The following is a 24,946-nucleotide window of genomic DNA, read 5'->3' as shown; positions in this document are numbered from 1 at the left end:
GCTTTCGCGAGCAGGCTCGCTCCCACAGGGTTTTGTGTGTGGCAGGTTTACCAGTGTCTTCTCAGCGGCACCCTCTGCGGCGAAGGCCTCGGGTATACTGCCGCGTTTTGCGATCCCTGCTGGCGCTGCGCTGGTCATGCAATGTGTTCTTACGTTTTGTTTAAGCAGCCGAAGCTGCTCTGAACCAGCCTGAGCAGGGATGTATCGGTAGATTTTTGGAGTTTTTATGCTCGAACAGGCTCAACGCGTCCTCAAGGACATCTTCGGCTACGACAGTTTCCGTGGCCGTCAGGGTGCGATCATTGAGCGCGTGGCCAGCGGCGGTGATGCGCTGGTGCTGATGCCTACCGGTGGCGGCAAGTCGTTGTGCTTCCAGGTGCCGGCGCTGTTGCGTGAAGGTCTGGCGGTGGTCGTGTCGCCATTGATCGCGCTGATGGACGATCAGGTCGCCACCCTTGAAGAACTGGGCGTTGCCGCCGCTGCACTGAACTCCACACTGAGCGCCGAGCAACAGCGCGACCTCGCTCTGCGGATCAAACGCGGCGAAGTGAAAATGCTCTATCTCGCACCGGAGCGTCTGGTCCAGCCGCGCATGCTGGCGTTCCTGCAAAGCCTGGAAATCGCCCTGTTCGCCATCGACGAAGCGCATTGCGTTTCGCAATGGGGCCACGATTTCCGCCGCGAATACCTGCAACTGGGTCAATTGGCCGAGCTGTTCCCCAACGTTCCGCGCATCGCTCTCACCGCGACCGCCGACAAGCGCACCCGCGAAGAAATTGTCGATCGCCTGCACCTGCAGAACGCCGAACGCTTCCTGTCGAGTTTCGATCGCCCAAACATCTTTTATCGCATCGTGCCCAAGGAACAGCCGCGCAAACAGTTGCTGGCGTTCCTCGCCGAGCGGCGCAGCGATGCCGGCATCGTGTATTGCCTGTCGCGCAAGAAGGTCGAAGAAGTTGCGGCGTTCCTCAGCGAACAGGGTTTCCCGGCGCTGCCGTATCACGCCGGTCTGCCCAATGATCTGCGCGCCTATCACCAGAAACGCTTCCTCAATGAGGAAGGCCTGATCATGGTCGCGACCGTGGCGTTCGGCATGGGCATCGACAAGCCCAACGTACGCTTCGTCGCGCACCTCGATCTGCCGAAATCCCTTGAGGCTTATTACCAGGAAACCGGGCGCGGCGGCCGTGACGGGCTGCCGGCGGATGCGTGGATGGCTTACGGTCTGCAAGACGTGGTGATGCTCAAGCAGATGCTGCAGAACTCAGAAGGCGACGAACGGCATAAACGTCTGGAGCAGCACAAGCTCGACGCCATGCTGTCGCTGTGTGAAGAGACCCGCTGCCGGCGTCAGGCGTTGCTGGCCTATTTCGATGAGGACATGCCTGAGCCGTGCGGGCATTGCGACAACTGTGTTGACGACGTGCAGACCTGGGACGCCACCGAACCTGCTCGTCAGGCCTTGTCGGCGATTTTCCGCACCGGCCAGCGTTATGGCGTCGGGCATCTGGTCGACGTGTTGCTGGGCAAGGACAACGAAAAAGTGCGCAGCTTCGGCCATCAGCATTTGTCGGTGTTTGGCGTGGGCAAGGCGTTGAGCGAGAGCGAGTGGCGCTCGCTGTTCCGCCAGTTGGTGGCGCGTGGCTTGGCCGATGTCGATCACGAGGGTTATGGCGGTCTGCGCTTGAATGACAGTTGCCGGCCTTTGCTCAAAGGCGAAGTGAAGCTGGAACTGCGCCGCGACCTGAAACCGCAAGTCACCGCCAAGACCGGCAGCAAGAGCCAGGCCAGCCAACTGGTGCGCGGCGAAGAACGCGAACAGTGGGAAGCCTTGCGCGCACTGCGTCGCAAATTGGCCGAAGAACACGGCGTGCCACCGTACGTCATTTTTCCCGACTCGACGCTGCTGGAAATGCTCCGCAGCCAGCCGACCTCGCTGGCGGAGATGGCCCGGGTCAGCGGCGTCGGCGCACGCAAGCTGGAACGTTACGGCGAAGCCTTCCTCGAAGTGCTCGGCGGCGAGGCCGAGGCGCCGAAGGTGGTCGCCGATGTCCGTCACGAGTTGATCACCCTGGCCCGCGCCGGCATGACCCCGCTGCAGATCGCCGGGCAGTTGCAGTGCTCGGAGAAGAACGTCTACGCCATGCTCGCCGAAGCCATCGGCAAGCAGCAGTTGTCGCTGGAGCAGGCGCTGGACTTGCCTGAGGAACTGATGGGTGAAGTGCAGGACGCGTTCCTCGATGGTGAGGGCGAGTTGCCGTCGGTCGCTGAAGTGGCTGAGCTGTTTGCCGGGCGTGTGCCTGAAGGCGTGCTGTATTGCGTGCGGGCGGCGTTGCAGTCTGAATTCGAGATGTAATCTGGCCCGACCCCTCATCGGAACGCCGCCCGCCCAGCCCTCTCCCCGAGGAGAGGGAGCCGACCGCGGTGTCTGGCGGCAGACATCGACCTGCAAGACCGAGTCGATTATGGATTCAGCGAGCGCTGTCAGGTCGGCGAATTTTCAGAGCATCCCCACTCAGTTCCCTCTCCCTCTGGGAGAGGGCCAAGGTGAGGGGCTTTTGATCTTCGCGCAGTTGTAACGATTCAGTACAGAGCGACTCTTGCCTATAACTGCCGCCCATGCTTAGCTGACTAATAATTAGATTTTCCGTATTTTCAGTCTAACCGTGAGTGTTTTATGCCGTTAACCGATCAACATCGCTTTGGTATGCAACTGGCCCAGATGTCTCGTGGCTGGCGTGCCGAACTGGATCGTCGTCTCGCCGGGCTGGGCCTTTCACAGGCGCGCTGGCTGGTGCTGCTGCATCTGGCGCGTTTTGAAGAGGCGCCGACCCAACGCGAACTGGCGCAGAGTGTCGGCGTCGAAGGCCCGACCCTGGCGCGCTTGCTCGATAGTCTGGAGAACCAGGGACTGGTGCAACGCCAATCCGTGATGGAAGACCGTCGGGCGAAAAAAATCGTTCTCTGCGCACCTGCGCTGCCCCTGATCGAACAGATCGAAACCATTGCCACGCAGCTGCGCCACGAATTGTTCGAAGGCGTCGACGAGGCGGATTTGAAGGTGTGCATGCGCGTGCACGGGCACATTCTGGCCAACCTGGAAAAATCTTGAGGCACATCCCGGCAGCGATTTTTTGAGAGATCGCGCTGAGCGGACTATAAGAACTACTGGGCAATATCGTGTTCGTACCGGATGTGCGAACGCATAGAAACCGGTTTTGCTTATTTAAGGGATGCTCATGCTCGCAAGTCGGCACGTGCTGCGCGGGGGCGCCAAATGGCTGCTGCTCGCTGGCGTATTCAGCTATTCGACCTGGTCGATGGCGTTGGGGTTGGGCGAAATCACTGTTCACTCAGGCCTCAATCAGCCGTTCAAGGCCGACATCGCGCTGGTCGATGTCGGCACTTTGACGCAAAACGATCTCTCGGCCAGCCTGGCCTCGGCCGATGAATTCGGCCGGGCCGGCGTCGAGCGGGTGTTCTTTCTCAACGATCTCAAGTTCACTCCGATCCTGCGCGGCAGCCGCCAGATGATCCGGGTGACCTCGGATAAGCCGGTCAACGAACCCTTCCTGAATTTCCTCGTGCAACTCGATCAGCCCAACGGCCGTCTGCTGCGCGAGTACACCGTGCTGATCGATCCGCCGGGCTCGCCTGGCATCGTGCCCGCCACCGACGAGCCGGATCCTCGCCCGCAATCTTCTGAATTTCCAACCGTCGAACCGGTTATCGCGCCGCCCCAGGCTGCCCAGGGCAAACGCACTGCCGCGCCTGCGCCGCCAACGCCAGCGGCAGTTGCCAACGATGCGCAGGCCGAGCAACTGGCCGCCAGCGTGCTGCTGACCCAGCAACTGCAAAAGACCATCGACGAACAGAACCTCAGGCTGCAAGAGCAGCAAGTGCAGATTGCCGACGGCAAGAAGCAGATCGACGAATTGCAAACCCGCTTGGCCGAAGTGCAGAAAGCACCGCCACCGCCCGTGGTCGCGCCGGTTCCGGTCGCTGTTTCAGCTCCGGTCGAGTCAACAGACGAGGGGCTGAACTGGCCATTGCTCGGTGGACTGATATTGCTGCTGGGGGTGCTGGCAGCGTTGCTCATACGCCGCCGTCAGCAACGTTCGACAGCAGATGGCACGGCGCTGCCGCTATTGCCGGTGAGCGCCGAAGACGACGTCGATGAGCCCGAACTGCAACAATCCGTCGGGTCGCACGCGGGCGCCGATCATCGCGACGAACCCGGTGCCGGCGACGTGCTGGAGGCCGTGGGCATCTATCTGGCCTACGGCCGCCTCAGCGAAGCCGCCGGCATGTTGCGCGATGCCTTGCACAAGGAACCGGAGCGCACCGATCTTGGTTTGCAGCTCCTTGAAGTACTGGGGCGGCAGGGCGACAGCGACGCTTATGAACAGCAGGAAAAACATCTGCGTGCCCTCGGTGTTGATGACCGCGAACTGGTCGAAGCACGCGCTCGCCATCCAAGACTGGCGGGCGCCGCATCGGCGTTTGCAACACCGCCAGTGGCGCCCGAGCTGCCCGTGGCCACGGCAGCGACCGTCGGTGCGCCGCTCGCATCGACGCTCAGCCCCGCGGAGGATGATTTCGAATTGAATCTGGGCGAGCTGTCGATGGATTCAAATTGGGATCTCAACGACAGCCGCGTCGATTCCGCCGCACCGCCGATCGATGATCCGGAACTGGGCACCAGCCTGTCAGTGCTGCCTGTCGATTTTGAACTGCCACAGGCTGCATCTGGCGAAGAAGCCGAACTTGAATGGATCCCCGAGCCCCACGCCCAGCCGCTCGACGATGACTTCCTCAATGAGTTCGGCGATCCCGAGACGTCGCTGGTGCTGGAACCTCTGGATCTGCAATTACCCGAGTCCACCGAAACCGAAACCGAAACCGAAACCGACACCGAAGCCGCCGGCAAGCTCGAACAGGCGCAAACCTGTATCGACGACGGCGACATCGACAGTGCGATCGCGCTGCTCAATGAGTTGCTCAGGGAAGGGGACGAGCCGTTGAAGCAGACGGCAAGGACGTTGTTGGCGGGGATTCGCTGAGCGCCAACGGATTCGGGTTCATCCTGGACCGCTTTCGCGAGCAGGCTCGCTCCCACAATGGAATGCGCTCTCCCTGTGGGAGCGAGCCTGCTCGCGAAGGCGTCAGATCGGCCAACACCGTCTCACGTCAGAACGTCTGCCCCAGATTCAGATAAACCGCCTGCTCATCCGCATCATTCAAGCCATAAGTAAAATTCAACGGCCCCAGCGGCGTGTCGAAGCCGATAAACACACTCGCGGCATTGATGTAGCCGCTGTCGAATTCATTGTCGTTGTTCCACGCCCGACCGCGCTCCAGCGAGGCGCCGGCGTACAGCGGGAAGTCCAGTGGCAGGTATGAGCGCGGCGTCAGGCGACGGTAATACACAGCGCGCATCAGGCTGACGTTCTGCCCGGACAGCGCATCCTCACGGAACCCCGACAACTGCCGCGCGCCGCCGAGCAGGAAGCTCGAAGTCACCACGTTGGCATCGTCCAGCGTCCGACCGTAGCGCCCGCCGAGTATCAGCGTATCCGGCCCGTGGCTCATGGCCTTGTCGAAATTCACTTCCCATTGACGATAGCGCGTGTCCGAGCTCAGTCCCGGTTCGAATTGCGTAAAGGTCAGGCTGACGTCCTTGCCCTCGTGTGGAAAGTAGACGTTGTCCAGAGAGTCGTAGGAATACTTCACGGTGTAGAAGCCTTCGTTGAAACTTTCGCTCGGCAGATCCTGATCACCGATGCGCACGTCAGCCTTGCCCCAGGCCTGCCCAATGCCGAGTCGCACTTCACCGTTGTTGCCGATCTGCCGCCCAAGGTTGAGGCCGAAGCCGTAACGCTCGACGCGATACTGCGCGATCGGATCGTTATCCAGCACCGAGTCAACGTTCTGCGCCTCGAACGACCCATAGGGCGCGACGAAGTAGCGAGAGCCGACGTCCAGCGGCTGATAGAACTCGCTGTACAGCTCCTGCTTGTCGCCGATCTGCGCCCGGGTCAGCCATTCCGCGCCGAGGCGGTTGATGCCGTTGACGCGGTAACTGGCGCCGAGGTTGAAAGCACTGTCGCCGCGCATGTCGTCCGACAGGTTGAGGCCGACCCGCAAATAATCGGTACCGCTGCGCTTGCCGCTGGCACTGATGACCAGGGTGTGATCCTGGCCTTTGTGCACCACGCGGTAACGCACTTGATCGAAGTAATCGAGACCGTACAACGTGCCCATGTCCGAATGCAGACGGCCGAGGTCGAGCGGCGCGCCGATCGGCTGGCGGATGTAATAGCGAATCACGTCATCGTCTACTTTCGAGTCATTCTCGACACGAATGGCCGTGATGATCGGCGTGCGCTGTCCGGGCTGGCGGGCGGCGTTGAGCTCGGCGTCCTGGGTTTCAGCGGGCTTGAGTTGCGCCAGGCGTGCGTCGAGGATGCGCGTGGCGCGGTAGCCGGCATCGATCATCTCCTGAGCCTTGCCGAAATCGGTCACGCCGAACGCGGCCAGCGCAGGCTGAATCAGCACGTCGTTGGCGTGCAGAGTCGCCAGTTGTTCTTCGGAGTTGCGCCGGGTCATCAGGGTGATCGACTGATTGAGCACATCCACCACCGTGGTCAGTTGCTTGCGATTGCGCAGCGGTGTGCCGATATCGACGACGATGGCGATGTCGACGCCCATCTCCCGCGCGACATCGAGCGGGATGTTGTCGGTCATGCCGCCGTCGACCAGCAGGCGCCCGTCGAGCTCGACCGGGGCGAACACCGCCGGGATCGACATGCTCGCGCGGATCACTTGCGGCAGGTGGCCTTTGCGAAACACCACTTTTTCGCCATTGGCGATGTCCGTGGTCACGGCGCGAAACGGGATCGGCAGCTTGTCGAAGTCGCGGGTGTCGCTGGTGTGGGCCAACAGGCTTTCCAGCAGCAGTGCGAGGTTTTGCCCCTGAATCACTCCCAGTGGCAGGCCGAGGCTGCCGTCGTCGCGAAAACTGAGTTTCTGCTTCACCAGAAAGTCGCGGTCGTCCTGCTTGCGGCGAAATGGCACGTCCTCACGCGGCGGGGCGTCGGACAGAGCCGCTTGCCAGTCGATGCTCAGGGCGAGTTTTTCCAACTCGTCAATCTTGTAACCCGAGGCATACAGGCCGCCGACCACCGCGCCCATGCTGGTACCGGCAATCGCATCGATTTTGATGCCTTGTTCTTCCAGTGCCTTGAGCACGCCGATGTGCGCCAGCCCGCGTGCAGCGCCGCCGGACAGCACCAGGCCGACTTTCGGTCGTGGCGCTTCACTGGCGTGAACCAGCAGGGGAAGGAAACCAAGCAGCAGGCAGAGCAGCAAACGGCGCATTGTGAGTCTCGGGGCAAGCGGTAAAGCCGGCTATTATAGCGGCGCCCTCTGTCTCAGGAGTTTCAGCGATCATGACCGTCGCCAAAGCCGAAGTTGTCATCACTTATTGCACCCAATGCCAGTGGCTGCTGCGCGCGGCGTGGCTGGCCCAGGAGCTGCTCAGCACCTTCGCTGACGACCTGGGCAAAGTGTCATTGGTGCCGGGCACCGGCGGGGTGTTTCACATCACCTGCGCGGGCGTGCAGATCTGGGAGCGCAAGGCCGACGGTGGTTTCCCCGAGGCCAAGGTGTTGAAACAGCGGGTGCGCGATCAGATCGATCCCGACCGCGACCTCGGTCACAACGACCGCACTCAGTGAGAGGCGGCCTCGGCGGCGACGGTTTTCTTGTCGGCCGAGCCTGACATCCGCGCCGACACCACGATCGCGACGATGATCAGCGCGCCGCCGATGAGCATGCGCAGGGTCGGGGTTTCACTGAACAGCAGCCAGGCGATGGTGATGCCGTAGACCGGCTCCATGGCGAACACCACCGCCGCCGTGCGCGCTTTGATCACCGCCAGACTGGCGACGAACAGGCTGTGTGCCACGCCCGTGCAGAACACCCCGAGCAGGGCGATCCACAACCAGTCCAGCGCTCGAACCTGACTCAACTGCGGCGCCGCGACCGGCAACAGACACAAGGCCACGACGACGTTCTGGCACAACGCTGCCTGCACCGCCGGGATGCGTCCGGAGCTGGCGCGGTTGGTCAGCGACAGAAGAGAAAACAGCAGGCCGGACAGTACCGCCCAGAGCAGGCCGACGGTGGCGCCGCTGGCCAGATCGAACGCCGGGGTTACCAGCACCAGACCGACGCTGACCAATACCACCAGGAGAATTTCATTGGCGCGGATGCGTTCGCGGAAGATCAGCCCTTCGAGAATAACCGTGAACGCCGGGAAACTGGCGAAGCCCAAGGTGGCAATGGCTACCCCGGCGATCTTCACCGAAACAAAAAAACTCACCCAGTGCCCGGCCAGCAACACACCACTCAGCGCCAGGCGTCGCCAGTCCACTGCTTGCAGCTTTTGCCAGCCGCTCTGGCTGGCGAATCGAGCGAAGAAGGCCAGGGCAAGCACGGCGAAAGCAGCGCGGCCGAACACGATGACCGCCGGCGATGCGGCAGCGAGTTTGCCGAACACACCGGTCAGGCCGAACATCAAAGCGCCGATATGCAGGGCGCCGAGGGCGGTACGCGGAGTCATTGCAATCCTTAATCCAGACACAGTTTTGATCGTTCCCACGCAGGAGCGTGGGAACACTCATCAAAAGAGCGCCAGTCTAAAGCGCTGTCGCCGTCGCGTCTGTCATCCGATTCCTCAATTTTTCAACGATGTGCGCTGTCATACGACTGACTCGCGCCTGTCACGGGCGATTAACGGCGCGCGCGCAAGCTGGCGAAAACATCGCAGAGGGTTGCCCATGACCAGCGCCGAGCTCGCCCGACCCAGTCGCAAACAACGGGTGCGAACCCTGTGGATCTCCGATGTGCATCTGGGCACCCGGGATTGTCAGGCCGAGCACTTGTCGCAATTTCTCAAGGGCTACCACGCCGACAAGGTCTATCTGGTCGGTGACATCATCGACGGCTGGAAACTGCGCAGCGGCATGTACTGGCCGCAAGCGCACACCAACGTCATCCGCCGATTGCTTACCATGAGCAAGCGCGGTACCGAGGTAATCTACGTCACCGGCAACCATGACGAATTCCTGCGGCGCTATTCGAATCTGATTCTGGGCAATATCCAGTTGGTCGACGAAGCTGTGCATGTCACCGCCGATGGCCGGCATTTGCTGGTGATTCACGGCGATCAGTTCGACGTGATCACCCGTTATCACCGCTGGCTGGCGTTTCTTGGCGACTCCGCCTACGAATTCACCCTGACGCTCAACCGCTGGCTCAATCACTGGCGCGCCCGTTATGGCTACGGTTACTGGTCGCTGTCGGCCTACCTGAAACACAAGGTCAAGACAGCGGTGAGTTTCATCAGCGACTTTGAAGAAGCCATCGCCCACGAATGCGTGAAGCGCGAACTGCATGGCGTGGTTTGCGGACATATCCACCATGCCGAGATTCGCAAGGTGGGGGAGGTGGACTACCTCAACTGCGGCGACTGGGTCGAGTCGTGCACGGCGCTGATCGAGCATTGGGACGGCACGATCGAGCTGTATCGATTGGCGGATGCGCAGGCGCGGGAGGCGGAGCTCAAGGCTGCCAAAGTCGCCGAAATCGCCTGAGCGAAAAAGTACCCTGTGGGAGCGAGCCTGCTCGCGAAGGCGTAGCGTCAGACGAAACTTCTGTGCCTGATACCGCGCTTTCGCGAGCAGGCTCGCTCCCACATGTGTTCTCAGGCCGGGCTGTGTTCTTGCATCGCAGCCTTGTAAATCGAGTTCTTCGGTTGCGCAAACAGCCTTTCCATCATCGGCTCGAAGAAACTCAGCGGCAGCGTGTCATACGCCGGATCAAACGCCGCCGCGTCGTACTTGGCGCAAAATTCGGCAGTGGCGTGGAACTGCGGATGGTCCTTGAATTGCTCGCGCAAATGCCGATCCATGCCCAGATGATGAAAGAAGTAATAGCCCTGAAAGATTCCGTGCTTCTCCACCATCCACAGATTCTCCGCACTCACGAACGGCTTGAGAATCGCCGCGGCGATATCCGGATGATTGTACGAACCGAGGGTGTCGCCAATGTCGTGCAACAGCGCGCAGACCACGTATTCCTCGTCACGCCCGTCGCGAAAGGCGCGGGTCGCGGTTTGCAACGAGTGGGTCAGGCGATCCACGGGGAAACCGCCGAAGTCGCCCTCAAGCAGCTTCAGATGCGCGAGGATCCGCGATGGCAGTTGTCTGGCATAGGCACTGAAATCAGCGGCGATGATCGCCCAGTCTTTCTCGGTGCCGTCCTTCATATGGGTGAAGCGAGCATGGGCATTCATGGGCAGACCCTCATTCAGAACGCCACGCGACCGAGAATCATGTCGCGGTACATGACGAAATCGCCGAGCAGGCTGTACAGCGGATGCTGAAACGTCGCCGGGCGGTTTTTTTCGAAAAAGAAGTGGCCGATCCAGGCAAAGCTGTAACCCGCCAGAGGCAGGGCCAGCAACAGCAGCCAGGCGCTTTTGGCGATGCTGAGCGCGAGAATGAAGATGACCAGAGACGTGCCGATGAAATGCAGACGACGGCAGGTACTGTTGCTGTGCTCGGCGAGGTAATACGGGTAGAACTCGGCGAAGCTGTTGAACTGCTTGATGTTTTCCACGACCGCGCTCTCTGTGGTGATTGTTCTGGCGACAAGTTGTGCGTCGGGTAGCTTATTTGAGTCTAGAGTGATCATTGGCGTGGGCCAGTGACAATCGGCGCCACTTTAGTATCCTTCGCAAATAGGGCGGTTATCTGCAGCCCGTCATGTAAAAGAATAACAACCATGAGCGAACGAACGACTTCTGCAAGCTGGGCGATGGGGATTGTCAAAGCACTGGAGATGGACGGCCTGGATTGCCGGGTTCTGTTCAAGCAACTGGGGCTGGACTTCAGTGCCCTCGAAGATCCGGATGCGCGTTTCCCGCAGGATTCCATGACCCGGCTCTGGCAGCGCGCGGTGGAGGTTTCCGGCAACCCGGCGATCGGCCTGAACATGGGCAAAGTGGTGCGCCCGGCATCGTTTCACGTTGCCGGCTATGCGCTGATGTCGAGCAATACCCTGGCTGAAGGCTTCCAGCGTCTGGTGCGCTATCAACGCATCATTGCCGAAAGCGCTGACCTGAGCTTTCGCCTGCTCGACGAAGGCTACGCGCTGATACTCACCGTGCACGGCGATCATCTACCGCCGACCCGGCAAAGTGCCGAAGCGTCGCTGGCCTGCGCACTGGCGCTGTGCGGCTGGCTGACCGGGCGTCCGCTGCACCCGGTCAAAGTGCTGGTTCAGGGCGATCAGCCGACAAATCTGCAACCTTATAAAGAAGCCTTCCACGCACCGCTGGTGTTCAACGCGCCTTACGATGCGTTGATCTTTGAACGGGCCGATATGGAAGCACCGCTGCCGACGGCCAACGAAGCAATGGCGCTGCTGCATGACCGTTTTGCCGGGGAATATCTGGCGCGGTTTTCCGAGAGTCGCGTGACGCACCGGGCACGGCAGGTGCTGTGTCGTTTGCTGCCCCAGGGCGAACCCAAGCGCGACACCGTGGCGCAGACGCTGCACCTGTCGCAGCGCACTTTGCAGCGACGCTTGCAGGAGGAGGGCACCAGTTTTCAGCAGTTGCTCGACGACACCCGGCGCGAGCTGGCCGAGCAATATCTGGCGCAACCGAGCATGACCTTGCTGGAAATCGCTTACCTGTTGGGCTTTGCCGACCCGAGCAACTTCTTCCGCGCGTTTCGCCGCTGGTTCGACACCACACCCGGCGAATACCGCTTGCGCCTGACGCAGGTGCCGGACGCGGTCAATGACGCCAGAACGCCGGAATACACAGCACAAACACCGTAATGATCTCCAGTCGGCCGAGCAGCATGCCGAACGACAGAATCCATTTCGCCGCATCCGGCAGGGTCGCGAAGTTGCCGGCCGGGCCGATGGTTTCGCCCAGACCCGGGCCAACGCCGGACACGGTGCTGGCGGCGCCGGTCAGTGCGGTCATCCAGTCGACTCCGAGCAGCGACAGCAGCAGGGCGATCACGCAGATGGTGATGGCGAAGAAGAACGAGAAGGTCAGGATCGAACGGACAATTTCTTCGTCGAGGCGGTGACCGTTGTACTTCTGCTTGATCACCGCGCGCGGGTGGATCAGCTGATTGAGGTTGGCCTTGAGCAGGATGTAGGCGACCTGGAAACGGAAAATCTTGATGCCGCCCGCCGTCGAACCTGAGCAACCGCCGACAAAGCCCAGGTAGAAAAACAGCATCAGCGAGAAGTTGCCCCACAGGCTGTAGTCGCCGAGGGCGAAACCGGTGGTAGTGACTACCGAGGTCACGTTCAGCGCCACATGCCGCAGCGCTTCCAGCCAATGCAGCTTGGTGGTCCACCAATACCAGGTGCCGAGCACCAGCCAGGTCACCAGCAACATCGCCAGCAAACCCTGCACCTGTTGATCCTTGATCAACGCCCGGCGGTTGCCGCGCAGCGTCGCCACGTACAGGGTGAACGGCAGACTGCCGAGGATCATGATGACGATGGCCACCCAGTGCACCGCCGGTTGCGTCCATTTGGCCAGCGACTGGTCGGAGGTCGAGAAACCACCGGTGGAAATCGCCGACATCGCGTGGTTGATCGCATCGAACGGGCTCATCCCCGCCCACCAGAACGCCAGGCTGCCGAGAATGGTGATGCCGACGTAGGCCGCCACGATCAGCCTCGCCACCATGTGCGAGCGCGGCATGACCTTTTCCGAGCGGTCCGAGGATTCGGTCTGGAACAGGCGCATGCCACCGATGCGCAGCAGCGGCAGAATCGCCACCGCCATGCCGATAAAGCCGATGCCGCCGATCCAGTGCAGCAGCGACCGCCACATCAGAATCCCCGGCGACATGTTGTCCAGGCCGTTGAGCACGGTGGAACCGGTGGCGGTGATGCCGGACATGCTTTCGAAGAACGAGTCGGTGTAGCTGATGTGCTGGGTCAGCAGAAACGGCAGCGCGGCGAAGATGCACACCACCAGCCAGCTGCTGACCGTCAGCAGATACATGTCGCGCGGGCGCAGGTGGATGTGTTCGGGTCTGCCGGGTATCACCAGAGCGAGGCCGGCGACAAAGGTGATCATGCTCGCCCAGAGGAACGACGGCAGGTCGCTGGTGCGCTCGAAAATCACCAGCGTGGCCATCGGCACGACCATGGCCACAGCCAGGGTGATCAGGAAGATGCCGATGATGAAACCAATGATCCGTAAGGTCGGCAACGCCATGAAATCCGCTCGGGCTGGTGGGAGAAGGGCGCCATTCTACCTGCGGGGCAAGGCATGTAAACCGGCAGGCGCTGCGCAGATGAAGCTAGAATAGCCGCACATTTTTCAAAGGAGGTGGCCGATGCAGGCTCTCGACGCGTTGCTCAACCGTGTTTCCGTTCCCCGACTGGTCGAACCGGCCCCCACTGCCGAGCAGCGCGAAGCCCTGTTCGGCGCGGCCCTGCGTGCCCCGGATCACGGGCATTTGCAGCCGTACCGCTTTTTGACCGTCGAAGGCGCAGCGCGTGAGCAAATGGGCGAGTTGCTGGCCGAGGCGGCCCGCCAGCAGAGCGGCGAAGTCACCGAAGCGATGATCGACAAGGCCCGCAACGGCCCACTGCGCGCGCCGCTGGTGGTTGTGGTCATCGCGAAATTGCAGGAACACGTGAAATACCCGAAGGCCGAACAACTGCTCACGGCGGGCTGTGCGGCCCACGGGATCTTGCTGGCGGCGTACGCGCAGGGGATTGGCGCCGTGTGGCGCACCGGGGATCTGGCGTACTCGAAGCATGTGGCTGAAGGTTTGGGGCTGGTGGAAGGCGAGGAAGTGGTCGCGTTTCTCTATCTCGGCACGCCGCAGAAAGAACCGCGGGTAGCGGAGAAGGTTGATCTGGCTGAATTCGTCAGAGCCTGGCCCGCTAAAGCCTGAAGATTAAAAGCCCCTCACCCTAACCCTCTCCCAGAGGGAGAGGGGACTGATTGGGGGATGCTTTGGAATTACAGCGACCTGAGCGACCTTCGCTGAATCCAGAGTCGGGATACCGGACGTCTAGTTTCTGCGAATCCATAAGGTCGATGCACAACGGCAGACACCTCGGTCAGCTCCCTCTCCCTCGGGGAGAGGGCTGGGGTGAGGGGCTTTTCAGGGCTGGACGATAACTCCCGGCACAAACGGCAATTCCAGACTCGCCACAAAGCCGCCCTGCGGATGATTGGCCAGTGTCAGCGTGCCGCCATGCCGTTCTGCCGCCCGTTTGGCAATCGCCAGCCCCAGGCCATGCCCGGCAGCGGTCTGCCCCGGCGCCCGGTAGAACGGTTCGCCCAACTGACTCAGATGTTCGGTCTGCACCCCTGGCCCATGGTCGCGCACGCTGATGACAATCCGCTCTCCCTGCCGCGCAGCCTGCAATTCGATCGGCTGATCGCTCGGGTTGAAGCGCTGGGCGTTGCGCAGCAGGTTATCCACGGCGCGTTCGATCATCGTCGGCCAGCCTTTGAGATTCAGCTGCGGCTCGGCTTGCAGGCGTACGGTCTGCTCGGGCGAGCTGAGCTGCGCATCCTTTTGCAGCGCGGCGAGCAACGCATTCAGGTCCACTTCTTCAGCGCTGGCGTTGTCGGCATCGACTCGTGCCAGTACCAGAATTTCACTGATCAACGCCTCCAACCGGTCGCATTCGCGGGTCAGCCGTGGCCACAGTTTCTCGCGCTCTTCAGGGTTGGCACGCTCGGCCAAAGCCAACGCGATGCGCAGGCGCGCCAGTGGTGAGCGCAGTTCGTGGGAGACATCGCGCAGCAACTGGCGCTGACTGCCGATGAGGCTTTGCAGGCGCGCGCCCATGCGGTTGAAATCGGTGGCCAGCACGCCGAATTCGTCACGGCGGTTGGCCAGTTTCGCCAAGCTGTTCTGCTGATAAGTCGTCTGCCCCAAATCATGCACCGCGCCGCGCAAGCGACTCAGTGGGCGGGTGATGGAGAAAGTCACGAGCAAACTGAACAGGGTCAGCACCACCAGCGCGATGCCCAGCGCACTCAGCGGCCAGAGCAGGCTTTCGCGGTGCCAGGCGTCGAGTTCCGGGTGTGGGATGCGGTAGATGAACAGGTAGGTGTCACCGGTTTTTTCGCTGGTGATTTCGTCGGTCAGACGCCGCCACGGCAAGCGGCGGTCATCGTTGTTCTGCCGCGCTTCGAATGCTGCGGCGCGGCGCGGGAAGGTACCGCGCACCACCGGATCGCCGGTTTCGTTGAGCACTTGAACGTCGATGTGATACTGGCGTTTGCGTTGTTCGAGAATGTCCTGCGCGGCTTCTTCGCCTTGGGTTTCGTAAGTCTGCGTCCATTCCGCCGCCAGCGTGTTGAGGCCGGGATGGCGGCTGAGAATCCACGCGTCCTGATTGAGCATGTGCCCGAGCAGAATCGACAGCCCGGCTACCAGAGCGATGGCCAGCCAGAAGCTCGCAAGAATCCGCCAGAACAGTGAACGCACAGAAACTCCTCGAAAATCACACCGTTCAAATGTGGGAGCGAGCCTGCTCGCGAAGGCGTAGTGTCAGTCAAACCATTGCTGGCTGACACACCGCCTTCGCGAGCAGGCTCGCTCCCACATTCGATTTGAATGGAACAGGCCCGACGAGGTGAGTCGTCGGGCCCAGGGTCAAGCCATTATTGCGCCTTTTGTGCCTGCTGCGCTTTCCAGGCCTTGAACTCGGCCCATTCGGCACGGCGTTCGGCGCGTTTCTTCTGGATTTCGTCGAATTGCTTTTGTTGCTCAGGTTTCAGCAATGCACGGACATCGGACTCGGCTTTCTTGTGGTTGGCCGCGATCTCGTCCTTCATGGCTTTCTGGTCGGCCGGCGAGAGTTTCTCCAGGTACTTGTCGACCACCTGCTTACGCTCGTGCATCTGCTCGCCCATGATCTTGCGAATCTGCTCGCGCTGTTCGCGGGTCAGATCGAGCTGGCTGTACGGGCCTTTGCCGTGCATGCCGCCGTGCATCTGACCACCGTGGCGCGGGCCATCCAGCGGACCACCCAGCGGACCGCCATCCTGCGGCATGGCCATGGCCACGGTTGGCAGAGCGGCAGCGAACATCAGAGCGATAAGAGTCTTGCGCATGGTGTATCTCCTTGTCTCGTTCCCGGTACGTTCCGGATGAGTGCAGATTACGCAGATCAAGGTCAGCGGCGGTCAGCGCAGCGTAAAGCTTCGGTAAAGACGCTTCGTGCCCGGCCTTACACATACCCAGTGCAGGTGATGCTGAAGGCTGCGATCTTTTGGATAATGCACGGGCCGAGGCTGTGATCGCTCATTTAGACGGTACTCGCTCAGCATAAGAGCAACGGCTGCGTGCCTTAACAAAGCAAATACCGAGATCCCCATGACAAATAAAACGTTTACCAGGCAAGTCGGCCCATGGCTGATGGCAGCTTTATCGGTCAATGCGATTTTTTTGGCATTCTTGATTTTTGATCATGGTTCGCAGGGGCACGATAAGAAGATGATCAAAACTAAAGAACCGTTGCTGATCGAGGTTCCAAACGGCGACGAGAATTACTACGTGCTGCCGCAGGGTACTACGCTATATCACGATAAAAGCTTTCCTGAAGGGCATGATCGTTATGTGGTGTATCTCAACCATAAGGGTACGATTGCCCACGAAGAAGTACCGATGACGCCTGAGTACGGCGGTTCTTTCATTGATCCGCTCTGGCTGGCAAATGTTGATGCGAATACTTTGCAACAAATTTTCAAGCGTTTTCCACTTTCCAAAAAAGACATTGCCGCTGCCATTAAGGCCAACGAGATAACCAAGGACGATTTGGCCGACATTATTCGTTCGATGCCCGATTAACCGATTATGAGGCACCGAAGGCACCGAAGGCACCGAAGGCAGCGATCTTCAGGCTGTGGGACGCGAAACTTCCCAGGCCGCATTCCTTTGCTGCGCGTGGGAACGATCAGACACCACAAATCCAAAGCCAACCACCCGCTCCTAACCACTCAACAATGAGCGTTAGCTCGAGTGCCCTTGATCTTGCCTAACCGGCGACATCGGAAGGCTGAGTGGAGGGATTGATCCGGGCGTGGGAGCGTAGCGACCGTCTGGCGCAGCCAGACACAGCGGAAGTAGGTGCAGCGAAGCAAACCGGAGCCGCTGCGCCCGGATCGATCCCGCAGCGAAGGAACCCGAGCCTGCGAGGGCCGAACGTAGGAGCAAGCCTTTTGGGTTACCTTTTTGGCGTTTGAAAAAGGTGACCCGCTGTAAGAGCGGAACCTTAAGTAGCCGTTACCGCAGCAACGGATATACACGCAAAAAACCCGACCAAACAAACACCATCGCCAGCCGGCCCGCACAGGATAAGTGCGCTGGTTCAGAGGCTGTAGTAGTAACCACGGCTACGCAGCGCAACGATGCGCGGGCGGCCGTCGGGGTGGGGGCCGATTTTTTTGCGCAGGTTGCTGACGTGCATGTCGAGGCTGCGGTCGTACAGGGTCAGCTTGCGGCCGAGGGCCAGTTGCGCCAGTTCCTGTTTGTCCAGCGGCTCGCCCGGCTGTTTGAGCAGGGCTTCGAGCAGGCGGCTTTCGGAGACGGTCAGGGTCAGTTCTTTTTCGTCGATGCTGACCACGCCGCGCACCGGGCTGAAACTCAGGTCGCCCAGCTCAAGTTGCGTTGACACAGCGGCGGGATGGCTGCGCCGCAACACGGCGCGCAGGCGCGCGGTCAGTTCGCGGGGGTCGCAGGGTTTGGCCAGGTAATCGTCGGCGCCCAGTTCGAGGCCGAGGATGCGGTCCAGCGGTTCGCCACGCGCTGACAGCATCAGCACCGGCAGGTCGGCGTGGTCGTTGCGCAATTGCTTGAGCAGTTCCAGACCGCTGCCGTCGGGCAGCATCACGTCCAGCACCACCGCCGCCGGGGCGGTTTCGGCCAACGCCTTGCGGGCGCTCTGGCCGTCGTGGCAGGCGCGCACCTGGAAGCCTTCCTGGCTCAACCAGCTACTCAGGAGTTCGCACAACTCCTGGTCATCATCAATCAGTAACAGCTCGCTCATGACTCACTCAATTTAGCCATTGCCGACGTTTTCGGCTTGCACCACTGGCAAAGATACCGCAGAGCAGCGCCAATAGCGCTACCCCGGCGCCAGTGACGAACCACTGCTGTTGATCGGTCAGCAAACGCGGCAGCGGGCTGGCCTGGGCTTCCTTGAGTTGCAGCTTCAGACGCTGGTTCTCCTGGCGCAGCCGGGCGAGCTGGGCGCTTTCGCGAGTGTTGTCGGCATTTTGCAGTTGTTTGTTCAGTTCTTCACGCTGCTGTTCACTGGCCTTGAGCCGCTGTTGCAGTTCGGTGATCTGGCTGCCGGCGCTCAGCGACAATGGCGTGGAGCTGCCGCTTTCGGTGGTTTCCTCACCATGGGCGGGGGCCATGATCGACAACGTGAGCAACATCAGACACAACGGACCCTTGCGCATCGCGACACCTGTTTCCAAATGGATATTGGGCAGGTTGTCGGCAGGCAAACGAGAATAATGAGCGATTGTGGCGAGGGGATTTATCCCCGTTCGGCTGCGCAGCAGTCGTGAGTTATTGAACGCGGTGTGTCAGACATTCCGCGTTGGATGGGTTTGGGGCGGCTTCGCCACCCAGCGGGGCGGTGCGACGTTTCGCTAAATCCCCTCGCCACATAAATCCCCTCGGCATTTCAACACCGGATTACGGCAGGACTTGCTTGAACGGCTTGACGATCACGTTGGCGTAGACGCCGGCGGCAATGTACGGATCGGCATCGGCCCAGGCCTGTGCGGCGCTCAGGGAGTCGAACTCGGCGACGATCAGGCTGCCGGTGAAACCCGCTGCGCCCGGATCATTGCTGTCGACGGCCGGGTGCGGGCCGGCCAGCACGATGCGGCCTTCGCCCTTGAGCGCTTGCAGGCGTTCCAGATGAGCGGGGCGTGCGGCCAGGCGAGCTTCCAGCGAGTTCGCAGCGTCGGTGGCAATGATGGCGTAGAGCATGTCAGTCCTCGGTTTTTGGCGTTGTGGTATCGGTGTCATGCAAGTGGCGCGACAGGTAGATGCCCTGTGCGACCAGGAACAGCACGGTCATGCCCAGGCTGCCGAACACCTTGAAGTCGACCCAGATGCTCTGGAAGGTGAAGGCGACGAACAGGTTGGCTGCGCCGCAGAACAGGAAGAACGCGATCCAGGCGATGTTCAGGCGCGTCCAGACCGGGTCCGGCAGGGTCAGCGCGTGGCCCATGATGCGTTTGATCAGCAGGCGATCGCCGATGAAATGGCTACCGATGAACGCCGCAGCGAACAGCCAGTTGACCACCGGCGCTTTCCATTTCAGGAAGGTTTCGCTGTGAAAGGCCAGCGTCAGGCTGCCGAATACCAGGCAGGCGATCAGCGTCAGCCATTGGCTCTTTTCCAGCTTGCGCTGCTTGATGAACAGCGCGCCGTACACCACCAGGGAGCTGATGATCAGCATCGCCGTGGCGCTGTAGATACCGCCTACGGTCACTTGCTGGCCGGCAATGTCGACGACCCGTGGATCAAGTTTGTAAACGATGAAGAACAGCAGAAGCGGGATGAAATCGATGAATTGTTTCACAGTGAGAGCCAGAAGCTGGATGTGGCGGCATAATAACAAACATATGGGCGCGCGATAGCGCCAGCTGATTTGAGGTTACAACTCCCCGTGAATGTTGATTTGCACTGCCACAGCACGGCCTCCGACGGCGCCCTGGCGCCTGCGGTTCTGGTTGCGCGAGCGTTCGAAAACGGCGTGCGAGTCCTGGCGTTGACCGACCACGACACCCTTGAGGGGCTCGCCGAGGCGCGTACTGCCGCCACCGAGTTGGGCATGCAACTGGTCAACGGCGTCGAATTGTCCTGCACCTGGGGCGGGGCGACTATTCACGTGCTGGGCTACGGTTTCGACGTCAACGCCGCGCCGTTGGTCGAAGCGATCGCCAAATTGCACGATGGCCGCTGGCTGCGGTCGGAAGAAATAAGCCGCAAGCTCGCTCTCAAGGGCATGCCCGGTGCTCTCGACGGCGCCCGGCAGATCCAGCAGGAACTGGGCGACAGCGGCAACGCACCGGCCCGGCCGCATTTCGCTGACTGGATGGTGCGTGAAGGTTACGTAAAGGATCGCGCCGAGGCGTTTCGCAAATGGCTCGGCGCTGGCAAGCTCGGCGACGTCAAGCTGCACTGGCCGACCCTCGAAGACACCGTCGGCACCCTGCGCGCCGCCGGTGCCTGGGTCAGCCTGGCGCATCCCTGGCACTACGATTTCACCCGTAGCAAGCGCCGAAAGCTGATTGCCGACTATATTCAAGCAGGCGGGCATGCTATCGAGGTGGTCAATGGCCATCAGCCCGCAGAGCAGGTGGGCAGCCTGGCGATCCTTGCCCGTGAGTTCGGTCTGCTGGTCAGCGCCGGCAGTGACTTCCATGGCCCTGGCGGCTGGTCCGAGATCGGCCAGTACCGGCCGGTTCCCGAGGACCTTCCACCCCTGTGGTGTCGGTTCAAACATGACACAGATATTGCCGCCGTCTGAACAGGTAGAGAATGTGAGTCAATTTTTCCAGATACATCCGGAAAACCCGCAAGCGCGCCTGATCAAACAGGCGGTCGAGATCATCCGCAAGGGCGGGGTGGTGATTTATCCCACGGACTCGTCCTACGCCATCGGTTGCCAGATCGGCGACAAGACCGCCATCGAGCGTGTGCGCCGGCTGCGTCAGCTCGATGAAAAGCACAACTTCGCGCTGATCTGCAGCGACCTGTCGCAACTGGGCAATTACGCCAAGATCGACACCGGCACTTTCCGCATTCTCAAGGCGCACCTGCCGGGGCCTTACACCTTTATTCTCAACGCCACCCGCGAAGTGCCGCGCCTGTTGCTGCATCCGAAGAAACGCACCATCGGCCTGCGCGTGCCAAGCCATCCGATCGCGCTGGCGCTGCTGGCCGAACTCGGCGAGCCGCTGATGAGTGTGACGCTGATCATGCCCGGCGACGAAGACCCGCTCAGCGATCCCTACGAAATGCGCCAGTTGCTTGAGCATCAGGTCGATCTGATCATCGACGGCGGTTTTGGCGGCATCAAGGCCTCGACGGTGATTGACCTGACCGGCGACGACCCGGAAGTGGTCCGTGTCGGTTGCGGCGATCCAACGCCGTTCATGGTCGAGGCCTGAATGTCCGCAGTGGAAACCGTGGTCGATCCCCAGGCCGGCGCCCAGCAGGAACTGCCGTTCGCGATGGTCTATGGCCAGGCGGTCATGGAAATGCCGCTGGATCTGTATATCCCGCCGGATGCGCTGGAAGTCTTTCTTGAAGCCTTCGAAGGCCCGCTCGACCTGCTGCTGTATCTGATCCGCAAACAGAACATCAATATCCTCGACATCCCGGTGGCGGAAATCACCCGCCAGTACATGGGCTACGTCGAGTTGATGCAATCGGTGCGTCTGGAACTGGCTGCCGAATATCTGGTGATGGCGGCGATGCTCGCCGAGATCAAATCGCGCATGCTTCTGCCGCGCGCCGAAACCGTTGAAGATGAAGAAGACGACCCGCGCGCTGAACTGATCCGCCGCTTGCAGGAATACGAGCGCTTCAAGGCCGCTGCCGAAGGTATTGATGGTCTGAGCCGGGTCGGTCGCGATGTGATCGTGCCCAAGCTCGACGCCCCGGAAGCGCGGGCGCGCAAGCTGTTGCCCGACGTCGCGCTGGAAGAGATTCTGATGTGCATGGCCGAAGTTCTGCGCCGTGGCGACATGTTCGAAAGCCACCAGGTCAGCCGTGAAGCGCTGTCCACCCGCGAGCGCATGAGCGATGTGCTGGAACGGCTCAAGGGCGGCGGTTTCGTGCCGTTTGTCGAGCTGTTCACCGCTGAAGAAGGTCGCCTGGGTGTGGTGGTGACCTTCATGGCGATCCTTGAACTGGTCAAGGAATCCTTGGTCGAGCTGGTGCAGAATGAGCCGTTCGCCGCGATCCACGTGCGAGCCCGAGCCGAATAACGAGTCCCTGTATGAACCTGACTGAACCCCGCGAGCTGGCGTCCCTGCTTGAAGCCTTTCTGTTGGCCTCGGGAAAGCCGCAATCCCTTGAGCGCCTGTTTGAACTGTTCGAAGAAGGCGAGCGGCCGGAGCCGGCGGTCTTCAAGAAAGCCCTGACCCTGCTCGGCAAGTCCTGCGAGGGCCGCGCCTTTGAGCTCAAGGAAGTCTCGTCGGGCTATCGCTTGCAGATCCGCGAGAAGTTCTCGCCGTGGGTCGGGCGACTCTGGGAAGAGCGCCCGCAACGCTATTCCCGTGCGTTGCTGGAAACCATCGCGTTGATCGCCTATCGCCAGCCGATCACTCGTGGCGAAATCGAAGATGTGCGTGGCGTGGCGGTGAACAGTAACATCGTCAAAACCTTGCTTGAGCGTGAGTGGATTCGCGTCGTCGGCTATCGCGACGTGCCGGGCAAACCGGCGATGTTCGCCACGACCAAGGCGTTTCTCGACCACTTCAACCTGAAAAACCTCGAAGACCTGCCGCCGCTGGCCGAACTGCGCGAGATGGAAGCCGAACCGGTGCTCGACTTCGACGACGCGCCGGTGCCGCAGAGTCTGCAGGAGCTGGCCGACGCCAGCGCTGAGCCGGAGGAGGAAAAGGAAGAAACCAGTTTCCATTCCCTGCTGCTGGAGCTGGACAGCATGGAAGAGGGCATCAAAACCGACTTCGACGACTTGCTGCGCGATGCGGTGGATGGCGAAGCGCCGGTGCCGGAGCCTGAGATTATCGCGCCGGTTGTTGAAGCTGAAGCTGAAGTTGAACTTGAAGCGGCGCCTGACGCCGAACCGGAAGAAGATATTCTCGGCGTCGCCGAGGCCCGCGAGAAGCTCCTGGCCGCTGTCGCCGCCCTCGAACAGCCGGAACCGGAACTCAGCGAAGAAGAAGCCGAAGCCCGCGCACTGGCTGAGGCAATCGAAGCCGAACGGCGCGAGTTCGAAGAATGACGCCTATTGAGAAACCAATGTAGACCCTTGTGGGAGCGAGCCTGCTCGCGAAGGCGGTGTGTCAGATACATCGATACTGAATGAGACTGCGCCTTCGCGAGCAGGCTCGCTCCCACAGGGTGAAATGTCGTTCTGGAGATTGCGATGAGCTCAACCAAAGACCCCTGCATCAGCCTCTGCAAATTCTCTGACGACATCTGCCTGGGTTGCGGTCGCAGCAAGCGCGAGATCAAGGCGTGGAAGAAACTCGACAAGGACGACAAACGCACGGTGCTGGCCGAAGCCGCGCTGCGTCTGATCAAACTCGGTGGTGCCGGTCGGCGGAAAAAGAAATAACCGGCAATCGATCAGCTAGTCTCTGATGCGCGATGGCGCACATCCGCGTATGATTCGCGACCCTTCGCCGATCCCTTCGGCCGAACACCAGTTTCCAATGTTTCAGGCGCCGCCTGAACAGACCACACCGGGAGGTGCCCAGATGAGTGACATCAATCAGAAAGACGACCAGGAAATCGGCCCAGCAGGCGAAAAGCTGCAGAAAGTCCTCGCCCGTATCGGCGTCGGCTCGCGCCGTGACGTCGAAGCCTGGATCAGCCAGGGCCGGATCAAGGTCAATGGCAAAGACGCCACCCTCGGCCTGCGCGTTGACATGCACGACGCCATTACCATCGATGGCAAAGTGATCAAACGCGAAGAGGCCGCCGAATCGGTGCGTCGCGTGATCATGTACAACAAGCCTGACGGCGAAATCTGCACCCGTGACGACCCGGAAGGCCGTCCGACCGTATTCGACAAGCTGCCGCGTCCGAAAGAAGGCCGCTGGATCAACATCGGCCGTCTCGACATCAACACCACCGGTCTGCTGATGTTCACCACCGACGGTGAACTGGCCAACCGCTTGATGCACCCGTCCTACGAGATGGACCGCGAGTACGCCGTGCGTGTACGCGGTGAAGTCGATGACGAGATGATCGAACGCCTCAAGGCAGGCGTGGTGCTGGAAGACGGTCCGGCGCGTTTCACCGACATTCAACAGGCGCCGGGCGGTGAAGGCTTCAACCACTGGTACCACTGCGTGGTCATGGAAGGGCGCAACCGTGAAGTGCGTCGTCTGTGGGAATCGCAGGGCCTGGTGGTCAGCCGTCTGAAGCGCGTGCGTTTCGGTCCGGTGTTCCTCAACTCCGATCTGCCGATGGGCCGCTGGCGCGAAATGAGCCAATACGAAGTCGACGTGCTCAGCGCCGAAGTCGGCCTGACGCCAGTGGCGATGCCGCAGCTGAACGCCAAGAGCAAGGACAAGCTCGAACGCATGCAGCGCAAATCGTCGCGGCCGATGGCCAAGACCGAGCGCGTGCGCACCTTGCGTCCAGCCGCCGGCGCACCGACCGGTCCACGCCCGGGCCGCGAGCCGCAGATCGAAGGCGAGCGTCCAGGTCGCAAGCCAGTCGCCCGTGACGGCGAGCGCGCACCGCGTCCGGCCAATGGCCGTACTGAGCGTGGCGAACGCGGCGCTCCTGCCGGTCGCGGTACGCCAGTGGCGGATCGTCCAGCCGACACCACCAACAAGCGCCCGGCCAAACCAGCGCCGAAGCGTCCGGGGATCAAACTGGTCGAAGGCGACAAGCCCTCGGGCAAGCGTCGCGGCGCACCGGCCGGTTCCGGTCAGCGCCCGGGGTTTGGACGCAAGAAGCCGGAATAAGGCAGCTGTGAGTTACTAGCTGCAAGCTGCAAGCCGCAAGCTACAAGCTACAAGCTACAAGCTACAAGCTACAAGCTACAAGCTGAAGCAAAAACGCCAACCTCAGGGTTGGCGTTTTTTTTCGTCTGGCGCCCACCGATCGTTCCCACGCTCTGCGTGGGA

Annotated in this window: 25 protein-coding genes; 14 read left to right on the top strand and 11 right to left on the bottom strand. The window is 61.1% G+C overall.

Going from position 1 to position 24,946, the window contains the following annotated elements:
• Positions 1-226: 226 nt before the first annotated feature.
• From recQ to ND528_RS14930, 3 genes are all read left to right on the top strand, one after another.
• Positions 227-2,356 carry a DNA helicase RecQ gene (recQ, locus tag ND528_RS14940; protein ID WP_263470615.1) on the top strand — a complete coding sequence of 710 codons (2,130 nt, stop codon included), beginning with the start codon at positions 227-229 and terminating at the stop codon, positions 2,354-2,356.
• Between the two features lie 321 nt (positions 2,357-2,677).
• Complete coding sequence (locus ND528_RS14935; RefSeq protein WP_016771142.1) at positions 2,678-3,112, top strand: MarR family transcriptional regulator; 435 nt, start codon at positions 2,678-2,680, stop codon at positions 3,110-3,112.
• Positions 3,113-3,239: 127 nt separating this feature from the next.
• Positions 3,240-5,063 (top strand): FimV/HubP family polar landmark protein, encoded by a 1,824-nt coding sequence (locus ND528_RS14930; RefSeq protein ID WP_263470614.1) that lies wholly within the window; start codon positions 3,240-3,242, stop codon positions 5,061-5,063.
• 127 nt (positions 5,064-5,190) lie between these two features.
• Here the strand turns inward: ND528_RS14930 and ND528_RS14925 are convergent, their stop codons facing one another.
• Positions 5,191-7,380, bottom strand: coding sequence for a patatin-like phospholipase family protein (locus tag ND528_RS14925; protein WP_263470613.1), 2,190 nt, complete (start codon positions 7,378-7,380; stop codon positions 5,191-5,193).
• Between the two features lie 71 nt (positions 7,381-7,451).
• On the opposite strand from ND528_RS14925, the gene ND528_RS14920 reads away from it, so the two are divergent.
• A complete protein-coding gene (locus ND528_RS14920; RefSeq protein WP_016771139.1) occupies positions 7,452-7,739 on the top strand; it encodes a SelT/SelW/SelH family protein in 288 nt (95 codons plus the stop codon).
• Here ND528_RS14920 and ND528_RS14915 read toward each other — a convergent pair.
• Entirely contained in the window at positions 7,733-8,626 is an 894-nt protein-coding gene (locus tag ND528_RS14915) for a DMT family transporter (protein ID WP_263470612.1), read from the bottom strand. The two genes, ND528_RS14920 and ND528_RS14915, sit on opposite strands and share 7 nt — an antisense overlap.
• Before the next feature lie 217 nt (positions 8,627-8,843).
• Here ND528_RS14915 and ND528_RS14910 point away from each other — a divergent pair, with 217 nt between their 5' ends.
• Positions 8,844-9,659, top strand: coding sequence for a UDP-2,3-diacylglucosamine diphosphatase (locus tag ND528_RS14910; protein ID WP_263470611.1), 816 nt, complete (start codon positions 8,844-8,846; stop codon positions 9,657-9,659).
• Positions 9,660-9,769: 110 nt separating this feature from the next.
• On the opposite strand, the gene ND528_RS14905 is transcribed toward ND528_RS14910, so the two are convergent.
• A complete protein-coding gene (locus ND528_RS14905; protein ID WP_130910814.1) occupies positions 9,770-10,360 on the bottom strand; it encodes an HD domain-containing protein in 591 nt (196 codons plus the stop codon).
• A gap of 14 nt (positions 10,361-10,374) precedes the next feature.
• The gene (locus ND528_RS14900; protein WP_130910813.1) at positions 10,375-10,686 is read right to left on the bottom strand and encodes a DUF962 domain-containing protein; all 312 of its coding nucleotides are present in this window, start codon (positions 10,684-10,686) and stop codon (positions 10,375-10,377) included.
• Positions 10,687-10,851: 165 nt separating this feature from the next.
• Between ND528_RS14900 and ND528_RS14895 the strand changes: the two genes are divergently transcribed.
• Positions 10,852-11,913 (top strand): AraC family transcriptional regulator, encoded by a 1,062-nt coding sequence (locus tag ND528_RS14895; RefSeq protein WP_202883387.1) that lies wholly within the window; start codon positions 10,852-10,854, stop codon positions 11,911-11,913.
• Here the strand turns inward: ND528_RS14895 and ND528_RS14890 are convergent.
• Positions 11,870-13,324 (bottom strand): TrkH family potassium uptake protein, encoded by a 1,455-nt coding sequence (locus tag ND528_RS14890; RefSeq protein WP_038363735.1) that lies wholly within the window; start codon positions 13,322-13,324, stop codon positions 11,870-11,872. The two genes, ND528_RS14895 and ND528_RS14890, sit on opposite strands and share 44 nt — an antisense overlap.
• A 121-nt stretch (positions 13,325-13,445) precedes the next feature.
• On the opposite strand from ND528_RS14890, the gene ND528_RS14885 reads away from it, so the two are divergent.
• Positions 13,446-14,012 carry a nitroreductase family protein gene (locus tag ND528_RS14885; protein ID WP_263470610.1) on the top strand — a complete coding sequence of 189 codons (567 nt, stop codon included), beginning with the start codon at positions 13,446-13,448 and terminating at the stop codon, positions 14,010-14,012.
• A 213-nt stretch (positions 14,013-14,225) separates the two neighbouring features.
• On the opposite strand, the gene ND528_RS14880 is transcribed toward ND528_RS14885, so the two are convergent.
• Together ND528_RS14880 and ND528_RS14875 are read right to left on the bottom strand one after the other, a co-directional pair.
• The gene (locus tag ND528_RS14880) at positions 14,226-15,566 is read right to left on the bottom strand and encodes a sensor histidine kinase (protein ID WP_263470609.1); all 1,341 of its coding nucleotides are present in this window, start codon (positions 15,564-15,566) and stop codon (positions 14,226-14,228) included.
• Between the two features lie 176 nt (positions 15,567-15,742).
• Positions 15,743-16,195 carry a Spy/CpxP family protein refolding chaperone gene (locus ND528_RS14875; protein WP_042607494.1) on the bottom strand — a complete coding sequence of 151 codons (453 nt, stop codon included), beginning with the start codon at positions 16,193-16,195 and terminating at the stop codon, positions 15,743-15,745.
• 262 nt (positions 16,196-16,457) lie between these two features.
• Between ND528_RS14875 and ND528_RS14870 the strand changes: the two genes are divergently transcribed.
• Entirely contained in the window at positions 16,458-16,931 is a 474-nt protein-coding gene (locus ND528_RS14870) for a hypothetical protein (RefSeq protein ID WP_263470608.1), read from the top strand.
• A 520-nt stretch (positions 16,932-17,451) separates the two neighbouring features.
• Here the strand turns inward: ND528_RS14870 and ND528_RS14865 are convergent.
• The 4 genes from ND528_RS14865 to ND528_RS14850 form a co-directional block, all read right to left on the bottom strand.
• Positions 17,452-18,129: a response regulator transcription factor gene (locus ND528_RS14865; RefSeq protein WP_016771129.1), complete on the bottom strand. Its 678-nt coding sequence runs from the start codon at positions 18,127-18,129 to the stop codon at positions 17,452-17,454.
• Positions 18,130-18,136: 7 nt separating this feature from the next.
• Positions 18,137-18,547 (bottom strand): translation initiation factor 2, encoded by a 411-nt coding sequence (locus ND528_RS14860; protein WP_016771128.1) that lies wholly within the window; start codon positions 18,545-18,547, stop codon positions 18,137-18,139.
• A gap of 241 nt (positions 18,548-18,788) precedes the next feature.
• On the bottom strand, positions 18,789-19,088 hold the full coding sequence (locus tag ND528_RS14855; RefSeq protein WP_137216252.1) for a YciI family protein: 300 nt from the start codon (positions 19,086-19,088) through the stop codon (positions 18,789-18,791).
• A 1-nt stretch (position 19,089) separates the two neighbouring features.
• On the bottom strand, positions 19,090-19,686 hold the full coding sequence (locus tag ND528_RS14850) for a septation protein A (RefSeq protein WP_042607495.1): 597 nt from the start codon (positions 19,684-19,686) through the stop codon (positions 19,090-19,092).
• An 87-nt stretch (positions 19,687-19,773) separates the two neighbouring features.
• Here ND528_RS14850 and ND528_RS14845 point away from each other — a divergent pair, with 87 nt between their 5' ends.
• The 6 genes from ND528_RS14845 (at position 19,774) to rluB (ending at position 24,784) form a co-directional block, all read left to right on the top strand.
• Positions 19,774-20,637: a PHP domain-containing protein gene (locus ND528_RS14845; RefSeq protein WP_039761090.1), complete on the top strand. Its 864-nt coding sequence runs from the start codon at positions 19,774-19,776 to the stop codon at positions 20,635-20,637.
• A 13-nt stretch (positions 20,638-20,650) separates the two neighbouring features.
• The gene (locus ND528_RS14840) at positions 20,651-21,280 is read left to right on the top strand and encodes an L-threonylcarbamoyladenylate synthase (RefSeq protein ID WP_016771124.1); all 630 of its coding nucleotides are present in this window, start codon (positions 20,651-20,653) and stop codon (positions 21,278-21,280) included.
• A gap of 123 nt (positions 21,281-21,403) precedes the next feature.
• Positions 21,404-22,102, top strand: a complete 699-nt coding sequence (locus ND528_RS14835; protein WP_172828192.1) for a segregation and condensation protein A — start codon at positions 21,404-21,406, stop codon at positions 22,100-22,102.
• A gap of 11 nt (positions 22,103-22,113) precedes the next feature.
• Positions 22,114-23,085 carry an SMC-Scp complex subunit ScpB gene (gene scpB / locus ND528_RS14830; RefSeq protein WP_137216251.1) on the top strand — a complete coding sequence of 324 codons (972 nt, stop codon included), beginning with the start codon at positions 22,114-22,116 and terminating at the stop codon, positions 23,083-23,085.
• A gap of 144 nt (positions 23,086-23,229) precedes the next feature.
• Positions 23,230-23,421 (top strand): DUF1289 domain-containing protein, encoded by a 192-nt coding sequence (locus ND528_RS14825; protein ID WP_016771121.1) that lies wholly within the window; start codon positions 23,230-23,232, stop codon positions 23,419-23,421.
• 142 nt (positions 23,422-23,563) lie between these two features.
• Positions 23,564-24,784, top strand: a complete 1,221-nt coding sequence (gene rluB, locus ND528_RS14820) for a 23S rRNA pseudouridine(2605) synthase RluB (RefSeq protein ID WP_263470607.1) — start codon at positions 23,564-23,566, stop codon at positions 24,782-24,784.
• The last annotated feature ends 162 nt before the right edge of the window (positions 24,785-24,946 follow it).

Origin of the sequence: Pseudomonas mercuritolerans (assembly GCF_025706525.1) — a bacterium.
Taxonomy (GTDB): domain Bacteria; phylum Pseudomonadota; class Gammaproteobacteria; order Pseudomonadales; family Pseudomonadaceae; genus Aquipseudomonas; species Aquipseudomonas mercuritolerans.
The sequence above is the reverse complement of the archived record's forward strand: the minus strand, read 5'-3'. Positions and strand labels throughout refer to the sequence as shown.

What these genes read in the sequence shown, in the direction of transcription:
- ND528_RS14855 (WP_137216252.1), bottom strand. Translation starts at nt 19,088, where the DNA reads ATGCTCTACGCCATCATTGCCACCGACGCTGCGAACTCGCTGGAAGCT.
- scpB (WP_137216251.1), top strand. Translation starts at nt 22,114, where the DNA reads ATGAACCTGACTGAACCCCGCGAGCTGGCGTCCCTGCTTGAAGCCTTT.
- ND528_RS14825 (WP_016771121.1), top strand. Translation starts at nt 23,230, where the DNA reads ATGAGCTCAACCAAAGACCCCTGCATCAGCCTCTGCAAATTCTCTGAC.
- recQ (WP_263470615.1), top strand. Translation starts at nt 227, where the DNA reads ATGCTCGAACAGGCTCAACGCGTCCTCAAGGACATCTTCGGCTACGAC.
- ND528_RS14885 (WP_263470610.1), top strand. Translation starts at nt 13,446, where the DNA reads ATGCAGGCTCTCGACGCGTTGCTCAACCGTGTTTCCGTTCCCCGACTG.
- ND528_RS14860 (WP_016771128.1), bottom strand. Translation starts at nt 18,547, where the DNA reads ATGCGCAAGGGTCCGTTGTGTCTGATGTTGCTCACGTTGTCGATCATG.
- ND528_RS14870 (WP_263470608.1), top strand. Translation starts at nt 16,458, where the DNA reads ATGACAAATAAAACGTTTACCAGGCAAGTCGGCCCATGGCTGATGGCA.
- ND528_RS14920 (WP_016771139.1), top strand. Translation starts at nt 7,452, where the DNA reads ATGACCGTCGCCAAAGCCGAAGTTGTCATCACTTATTGCACCCAATGC.
- ND528_RS14915 (WP_263470612.1), bottom strand. Translation starts at nt 8,626, where the DNA reads ATGACTCCGCGTACCGCCCTCGGCGCCCTGCATATCGGCGCTTTGATG.
- ND528_RS14935 (WP_016771142.1), top strand. Translation starts at nt 2,678, where the DNA reads ATGCCGTTAACCGATCAACATCGCTTTGGTATGCAACTGGCCCAGATG.
- ND528_RS14925 (WP_263470613.1), bottom strand. Translation starts at nt 7,380, where the DNA reads ATGCGCCGTTTGCTGCTCTGCCTGCTGCTTGGTTTCCTTCCCCTGCTG.
- ND528_RS14905 (WP_130910814.1), bottom strand. Translation starts at nt 10,360, where the DNA reads ATGAATGCCCATGCTCGCTTCACCCATATGAAGGACGGCACCGAGAAA.
- ND528_RS14875 (WP_042607494.1), bottom strand. Translation starts at nt 16,195, where the DNA reads ATGCGCAAGACTCTTATCGCTCTGATGTTCGCTGCCGCTCTGCCAACC.
- ND528_RS14890 (WP_038363735.1), bottom strand. Translation starts at nt 13,324, where the DNA reads ATGGCGTTGCCGACCTTACGGATCATTGGTTTCATCATCGGCATCTTC.
- rluB (WP_263470607.1), top strand. Translation starts at nt 23,564, where the DNA reads ATGAGTGACATCAATCAGAAAGACGACCAGGAAATCGGCCCAGCAGGC.
- ND528_RS14910 (WP_263470611.1), top strand. Translation starts at nt 8,844, where the DNA reads ATGACCAGCGCCGAGCTCGCCCGACCCAGTCGCAAACAACGGGTGCGA.
- ND528_RS14865 (WP_016771129.1), bottom strand. Translation starts at nt 18,129, where the DNA reads ATGAGCGAGCTGTTACTGATTGATGATGACCAGGAGTTGTGCGAACTC.
- ND528_RS14930 (WP_263470614.1), top strand. Translation starts at nt 3,240, where the DNA reads ATGCTCGCAAGTCGGCACGTGCTGCGCGGGGGCGCCAAATGGCTGCTG.
- ND528_RS14895 (WP_202883387.1), top strand. Translation starts at nt 10,852, where the DNA reads ATGAGCGAACGAACGACTTCTGCAAGCTGGGCGATGGGGATTGTCAAA.